Origin of the sequence: Streptomyces flaveolus (assembly GCF_000716535.1) — a bacterium.
Taxonomy (GTDB): domain Bacteria; phylum Actinomycetota; class Actinomycetes; order Streptomycetales; family Streptomycetaceae; genus Streptomyces; species Streptomyces flaveolus_A.
The window spans coordinates 1-6194 of sequence record NZ_JNWV01000090.1 but is presented as its reverse complement, the minus strand read 5'-3'; the positions used below and the strand labels follow the sequence as shown (position 1 = coordinate 6194).

The 6194-nt window shown below is 70.3% G+C and carries 6 protein-coding genes; 1 reads left to right on the top strand and 5 read right to left on the bottom strand.

Features of this window, described 5'->3' with window-relative positions:
• Positions 1-122: 122 nt before the first annotated feature.
• From OO52_RS45030 to OO52_RS45010, 5 genes are all read right to left on the bottom strand, one after another.
• Entirely contained in the window at positions 123-368 is a 246-nt protein-coding gene (locus tag OO52_RS45030) for a hypothetical protein (RefSeq protein ID WP_030940999.1), read from the bottom strand.
• Positions 369-503: 135 nt separating this feature from the next.
• Positions 504-812, bottom strand: a complete 309-nt coding sequence (locus OO52_RS45025) for a hypothetical protein (RefSeq protein WP_051854400.1) — start codon at positions 810-812, stop codon at positions 504-506.
• Between the two features lie 651 nt (positions 813-1463).
• A complete protein-coding gene (locus OO52_RS45020) occupies positions 1464-2309 on the bottom strand; it encodes an MBL fold metallo-hydrolase (RefSeq protein WP_030940993.1) in 846 nt (281 codons plus the stop codon).
• A 249-nt stretch (positions 2310-2558) separates the two neighbouring features.
• Positions 2559-4172, bottom strand: a complete 1614-nt coding sequence (locus OO52_RS45015; RefSeq protein WP_051847983.1) for an MFS transporter — start codon at positions 4170-4172, stop codon at positions 2559-2561.
• Between the two features lie 12 nt (positions 4173-4184).
• Positions 4185-4883 carry an SDR family oxidoreductase gene (locus OO52_RS45010; protein WP_030940988.1) on the bottom strand — a complete coding sequence of 233 codons (699 nt, stop codon included), beginning with the start codon at positions 4881-4883 and terminating at the stop codon, positions 4185-4187.
• Positions 4884-4998: 115 nt separating this feature from the next.
• Between OO52_RS45010 and OO52_RS45005 the strand changes: the two genes are divergently transcribed.
• The gene (locus OO52_RS45005) at positions 4999-5490 is read left to right on the top strand and encodes a winged helix-turn-helix transcriptional regulator (protein ID WP_030940985.1); all 492 of its coding nucleotides are present in this window, start codon (positions 4999-5001) and stop codon (positions 5488-5490) included.
• Positions 5491-6194 lie beyond the last annotated feature (704 nt).

Sequence of the window (6194 nt, the reverse complement as noted above, 5' to 3'; positions counted from 1 at the left end):
CGGTCAGACCCCCACCCTGCGGATACCTCATACACCCGGCATACCGCGACGATCACCGACCGTCAGCCCCTACGACAACCCGCCTTCAAGGTCAGTAACGGGCGAGGGCTTCGCGTTTGCCGTCAGGCCGCCTCCTCCACCGCCGGCGGCTCAGCCGGCCGCCGCCCGGCCAGCACCTGCCGGATCCAACCCGCCGACAGGCCCATCCGCGCCGCCAGCTCCTCGATCGGCACACCCCGCCGGCGCGCCGCCCGGATCGCCCAGTCACGCCGAGCCCGCCACCGCTCCCGCCCAACCCGACCCGCCACCGTGCGATGCAGCACCACCGCGGTGTGCAGCAGCAGCCGGCCGACCGCGTCGTGCGCCACGCCATCCCCCTCGCGTTGTAGTGACACCCCGCTGACGGACCACGGTCAGGGAGTGCAGGCGGAGTGACAAGGGCGCGAACCGGGCGCACGCGAACGCCCCCAGCCGAAGCCGGGGGCGTCTGGGGCGGGAGAGGGTCAGGCGCTGAGCGGGCTCTGTCCGCCGTGCTCGAAGGCGTTGATCAGGTCAGCGATCTCGCTGTAGACCTGCTCCAGGATCGGCCGGTCGTCCTCGGTGTAGACCGCGACGCGGTCGATGCGGGAGCCGGCCGGACCCGGGATCTTCTCCGGTCGCCGTCCGTGGACCTTGAAGTAGCGGTTGGAGACCCGGGAGCCGAACCCGGACTGGAACTTGGCAACGGTCTTCGGCTTGTGACCCTTTTCGGCGAGGAACGTAGCCGCGTACAACGGCGTCTCGGATGGCTCCAGCTCAGGCCGCTCACCCATCGATCGCGCGACGATCACCTTTGCCGTGGCGGTCGCGTAGATCGATGGCAGGACGCCGGCTTGGGCGAAGAGAACAACGATCTCCGCCTGCTCCTTGTACGGCAGCGCACCGGCTGCCGCGGTGATCTCCTTCGGAGCCGGGCAATGGGGCTGCCTCGTGGCGACCGTGCTTGAGCAGGTTCGGCAGCACGTCGGCGTACACCCAAGAAAGGGATGGCCTCCCGTCGACGGGCGTCACCTGGCGGCTGGCACCGCACCCTCTCCGAACCCCGCGACGTCTCTGGGCGCCATGTCGTCGCGCTGTCGGACGAAACGCACAGGATGCCGCCACACGCCCCGGTGGTCCTGGGCAGTGTCCACGTGTCGCGATCGGTGCCGGACAGATGGGCAAGGCATACAGTGTGGCCGGGGACGTGGATGCCGCGGCAACCGATCGGATCCTGACGCACGCCAGCTCCGACGGCCGGCTCTCGATCACCAAGCCCATTCCGGTCCCCCAGCTCCAGCACACGCCCCGGCCCGGCCACGGCGCGGTCCGTACCATCCTGTCAGCTTCGGAGGTCTTCGCCGTCATGCGCCGTGGTCAAGCCCGTCGAGCGGCCTCGAAGCGGGACTCGCAACCTGCTGCCGCGTATGGTCGCCGGCTGGAGGTCAGGAGTAGAGCGCGGCGGCTCCGTTCCACAGGGCACCCGGGTTCAAACGCTCGGGGAACCGCTCCAGCATGGCGTTGAAGAAGTCGAGGGCGTTGTCGTGCCGGGCGAGCAGCTCCTCGGCGGCGTCGAGGTACCGGCGGGTCTCGTCGATGCAGCGGGTGGCGTCGTCGTCCAGTTCCTTGTTCTTGTGTCCGGTGACGATGTGGCGGGGCCTGAGGTCCTCGACAACGTCGATGGCTCGGCGCCACGCGTCCAGGCCACCGCGCCCGGCCTCGACCAGGAACTGGTGCACGCCGTTGTAGATCACGTCGCCGGCGACCACGAGATGGAGGTCGGGGACGTGCAGGACGCTGGTGTCGTCGGTGTCGCTGTGACCGACTTCGACGATCACCAGATCATGGCCTTCGAGCGTGAACCGGTTGTCGGGCACGGTGGCGGCCGTGACGGGCGCGTCCGGGATCTGGCCGGGGAACAACTTGTCCCAGAAGCCCGCACGGATGGCCACGTTGTGGTGCATCTGCTTGATCGTGCCGGCGCTCGCGACGACCTGGGCGCCGAATCGCTCGGCCAGGACGCCCGCGGTGAACCAGTGGTCACCGTGACCGTGCGTGACAAAAATCTGGGTCAGGTTCTTGCCGCGGGCCTCGATCCACTCACCGACGGCCTCGGCCTGAGCGGTGGTCAGGGGCGGGTCGACGAGCACGGCGTCGCGCTCGCCGTGGACCAGCGTGACCGACAGGGGCGAGAACATCCGCCGGTCGCCGTTGGGGACGAGCTCAGGAACGTTCAGCGGGATCGGATCGGCGACGAAGACCTCGTACCCGAGTGTGCTGTTCGATGTCATGATATTTCCTCTGGTTCATGATTGATTGATCTATGGATAAAGGGGACTGGCTGCCCGAGGGGGAAGAAAGGAGCCGACGGGCGGCGCCCCACATGTTTGCGGCCGATGTGGCTGGGTCCGGAAGGCGGCCGGCCCGGAGACGGCGGACCGATCGGCGCGGTGCGAAGAACCCCACGCCCTGGAGAGCGGCGGGAGCGCACCGTCATGGGCCGCTTCTCCCGGGGACCGGACCGAGCTGCCGAGCCGGCGTCAGCGGCCGGCGGCGCCGACCGGTGACGGCCGGACCGTGCCGGTCGCGGTCGTGTGGTGCGGCCGGTTGTGCACCAGGAGGGCGGAGGCCAGCGCCGCGCACAGGAACACGACGGCGACGACGGCCATGCCCGCATGCACCCCAGAGGTGAAGGCGTCGCCGACCGCTGCCGTCACGCTCGGCGGAGTTCCACCGTGGGCGCTGCCGGTGGCGACGGCGTGCTCGACGGCGGGCCAGGCCGCCCGGGGCACGTGGTGGGCATCGAGCCGGGCTGGCAGTTGGGCCTGGAGCCGGTTGGCGAGCAGCGCGCCGAGGAGCGAGGAGCCGGTGACGGAACCGATCTGGCGGAAGGCGTTGACGGCTCCGGAGGCCATGCCGGCGCGCTCGTGGGAGACGCTGACCAGGGCCGCCGCGGTGCTCGGCGCGGCCACCATCCCGCAGGCTGCTCCGAAGAGGACGTACAGCCACCACACCTGGGAGTAGGGGGTGTCGGGTCCCACGGTGAGGAATCCTGCGGCGGCGGCCGCTCCGACGAGGAAGCCCAGCGTCAGCGGGAGCTTGAAGCCGGTGCGGCGGATCAGCCGGCCGGCCGCGTAGGCGACGACGACGTAGACGCCGAAGAAGGCCAGCAGGCGCCACCCCACGTCCAGGGCGGACAGCCGCTGGACACGCTCGTAGAAGAGCACCGACAGGATGGCCACGCCGGTGAACCCGAACAGGGAGACGGCCGCGATGAACATGACGGCGCTGAAGGACCTCGAGCGGAACAGGGTCATGTCCAGCATGGGCGTACGGCCGGCGCGCTCGACGAGCACGAAGCCGGTCAGCGCCGCGACCGCGACGAACCAGGCGGTGAGGATGCGGGGGCTGGTGTAGCCGTCTTGTCCGCCCTCGATGAGGGCGTAGACGAGGGCGGCGATGCCCAGGACGGCGAGGACCTGGCCGGGGACGTCCAGCTTGCCGCCGGGGCTGCGTGATTCGGCGACGAAGGCGGCGACGGCCATGGTGACCACGGCCAGGACGGCCGTCGACAGGAAGACGGTGTGCCAGTGGAAGTGGCCCAGCAGTCCGCCCGCGATGAGGGGGCCGACGGCGAGTCCGATACCGGAAGAGGCCGCCCAGGCGGTGACGACTTCGGTGCGCCGGTGGGGGTCGGGGAAGGCGGCCCCCAGGATGGCCAGACTGTTGGGCAGGATGAGCGCGCCGCCGACGCCGGAGACGAGCTGACCGGCGATGACGCCGGTCACCGAGGTCGCGGTGTAGACGGTGAGCGACCCGATGATCATGATCGCGGCGCCGGTGAGGAAGGCGCGCTTGCGGCCGTAGAGGTTGCCGACCGTGCCCGCGGACATCACCAGGCAGGCCACGAGCAGCGTGTAGGCGGAGGGGATCCAGACCAGCGCGGTCGGGGAGACGTGCAGGTCGTCCTGGATGGCCGACAGCGCTGACACGGATGCGGTGATCAGCAGAAAGGTCGTCATGGCGCCCAGGCACATCGCGGTGAGCGTGACGGCCGCGGTGAGCCGGGAAGGCGGGTGATCGCCGGCCGGCTCGCCGGGGTGCTTCGGCCGTCCCGCGCGCTGGACGGCGGCGGGGGAGGGCGTGGAGGTCACGACGTCCTCGCCTCAGCCGAGCTGCGGGTAGAGGGCGGCGACGCCGCCGGAGAGGTTCGCCCGGACGTGGCGGCTGAGGTCGTCGACGACGATCTCGTGCGTGCCGGCGGCGATGCCGTCCACGGCGGCACGGGCGACGTCCGCCGGGTCGGTCTTGGGCTCGGTGACGTGACGGGCCATATCGGTGTCCATGTAGCCGACGTGCAGTCCGGACACGGTGATGCCGCGGGGCGCGAGCTGCTGACGCACGGTGTTGGTCATGCTCCATGCTGCGGACTTGGCGGCGGAGTAGGCGCCCACGGTCGGGAAGCTGATCCACGACAGCACCGACAGGATGTTGAGGATCGAGCCGCCGCCCCGCGCCTCGATCACCGGGGCGAAGGACCGGATCACGCGCAGGGTGCCCAGGTAGTGGGTGTCGATCTCCAGCTGGAGCGCGTCCCAGCTGCCGGTCAGCGGGTCGGCCCCGGTGGAGCTGCCCGCGTTGTTGATCAGCAGGTTGACGTCATGCGCCGCCTCGGCGGCCGCGGCGACCGACTCGGGATCGGTGACGTCCAGCTGGATCGCCTTCACACCGGGCAGATCGATCTGCTCGGGCCGGCGGGCCGCCGCGTAGACGGTGGCGCCCCGCGCGGCCAGTTCCTGGGCGAGTGCCCTGCCGAGCCCACGGTTTGCGCCCGTGACCAGGGCGGTTGCTGCGCCGATGTTCATGACTTCTCCCTCGGCCTGTACAACAGGTAGCTGACTTATTTTTCATTAAGTCAGCCACGACGCTATAGTCTGACGAAGGTTGAAGCAAGTCAGCTGGGAGAGGGCAGGAGCAGACATGAGCGATCTGCTGTCAGAACGGGACACCTGGTCCATGACCAACTGCTCCATCGCCCGGACGCTGGAGATCGTCGGCAACAGGACGGCGCTGCTGATCATGCGCGAGGCGTTCTTCGGCACCCGCCGGTTCGACGACTTCGCGAAGCGGGTGGGCATCGGAGACCCCTCTGCCGCGGCGCGACTGAAGGAACTGACCGCCGCCGGACTCCTGGAGCGCGTCCCGTACCGGGAGCCCGGCCAGCGGACCCGGTACGGCTACCAATTGACCGAGAAGGGCCGCGACTTCCTGCCGGTGCTCGTGGCGCTGCGGCAGTGGGGCGATGCCTGGGCCGCCGACGAGCAGGGACCTCCGGTCGTGGTGCGCCACAAGGATTGCGGTACCGAGGTGCGTGCCGCGCTCCGTTGCGATGAAGGGCACGACGTACAGTTCGAGGAATCGTTCGTCGACGCCGGCCCGGGTCTCGTCCGCGTCAGCCCGGACAGTCCCTGACCGAGAGGGCGGCAGGCGGGGCCGGGCGACGCGCCGCCGGAAGGGGGCGCGCCCGTCAGGTGTGAGAATGCGCCGAGGGGCCCGGGCGGGTCTGGGCCTGCGGCGGCGTCAGCGGTCCGTGATCATCCCCGCAGACGATCACCAGGCGCGGCCGTTCCACAGCTCCGCAAGCCATCGCCTGCGCGGCTGCGGGTCGTCGGCGGATCGCGTGGTGGGAGGGCACGCGAAGTGGCGGCGTTTCCTGGTCGTCCGGGTCAGGGGTGCGGGGGCGGGGCGGGGTGCGCAGTCCGGCGCGGCGGCGGGTCTCGCACAGCAAGCACAGGTCGGATGCGTCGGGTCGACGGGGCCGCTTGGATGCTCTGGGCAGCGCATGGGCGGCTTCGCCGTCTGGATCGCGTCGTCGACGAGCGTGAGGGCCCGTTGGAGGTCGCTGCGGATCTCGGACACATCCGTCGCGGCGGCTGCGTCCTCGAGGCGCTGTCCGTGTTCTCCACTCAGGCGCAGCGCTCGGCCCAGGGCGACGAGCTGGGCGTGGTTCACCGGTGGTTGCCTCCTTCGATTCCCCTTCACCACTCGGCGCGCAGCGCCTGAAGCCGATGGGGCCGGGCGACAGGCCCTGGGTCAGAGCCTGCGGATGTGCCGGTCCAGCAGAGTCCGGATGCCGTCCACGCCCCCCGGTTCTTGCACGCCGCGTTTGGGCAGCA

Bases quoted from the DNA above. Each gene is read 5' to 3' on its own strand.
- OO52_RS45020 (WP_030940993.1), bottom strand. From the start codon at position 2,309: ATGACATCGAACAGCACACTCGGGTACGAGGTCTTCGTCGCCGATCCG.
- OO52_RS45010 (WP_030940988.1), bottom strand. From the start codon at position 4,883: ATGAACATCGGCGCAGCAACCGCCCTGGTCACGGGCGCAAACCGTGGG.
- OO52_RS45025 (WP_051854400.1), bottom strand. From the start codon at position 812: ATGGGTGAGCGGCCTGAGCTGGAGCCATCCGAGACGCCGTTGTACGCG.
- OO52_RS45005 (WP_030940985.1), top strand. From the start codon at position 4,999: ATGAGCGATCTGCTGTCAGAACGGGACACCTGGTCCATGACCAACTGC.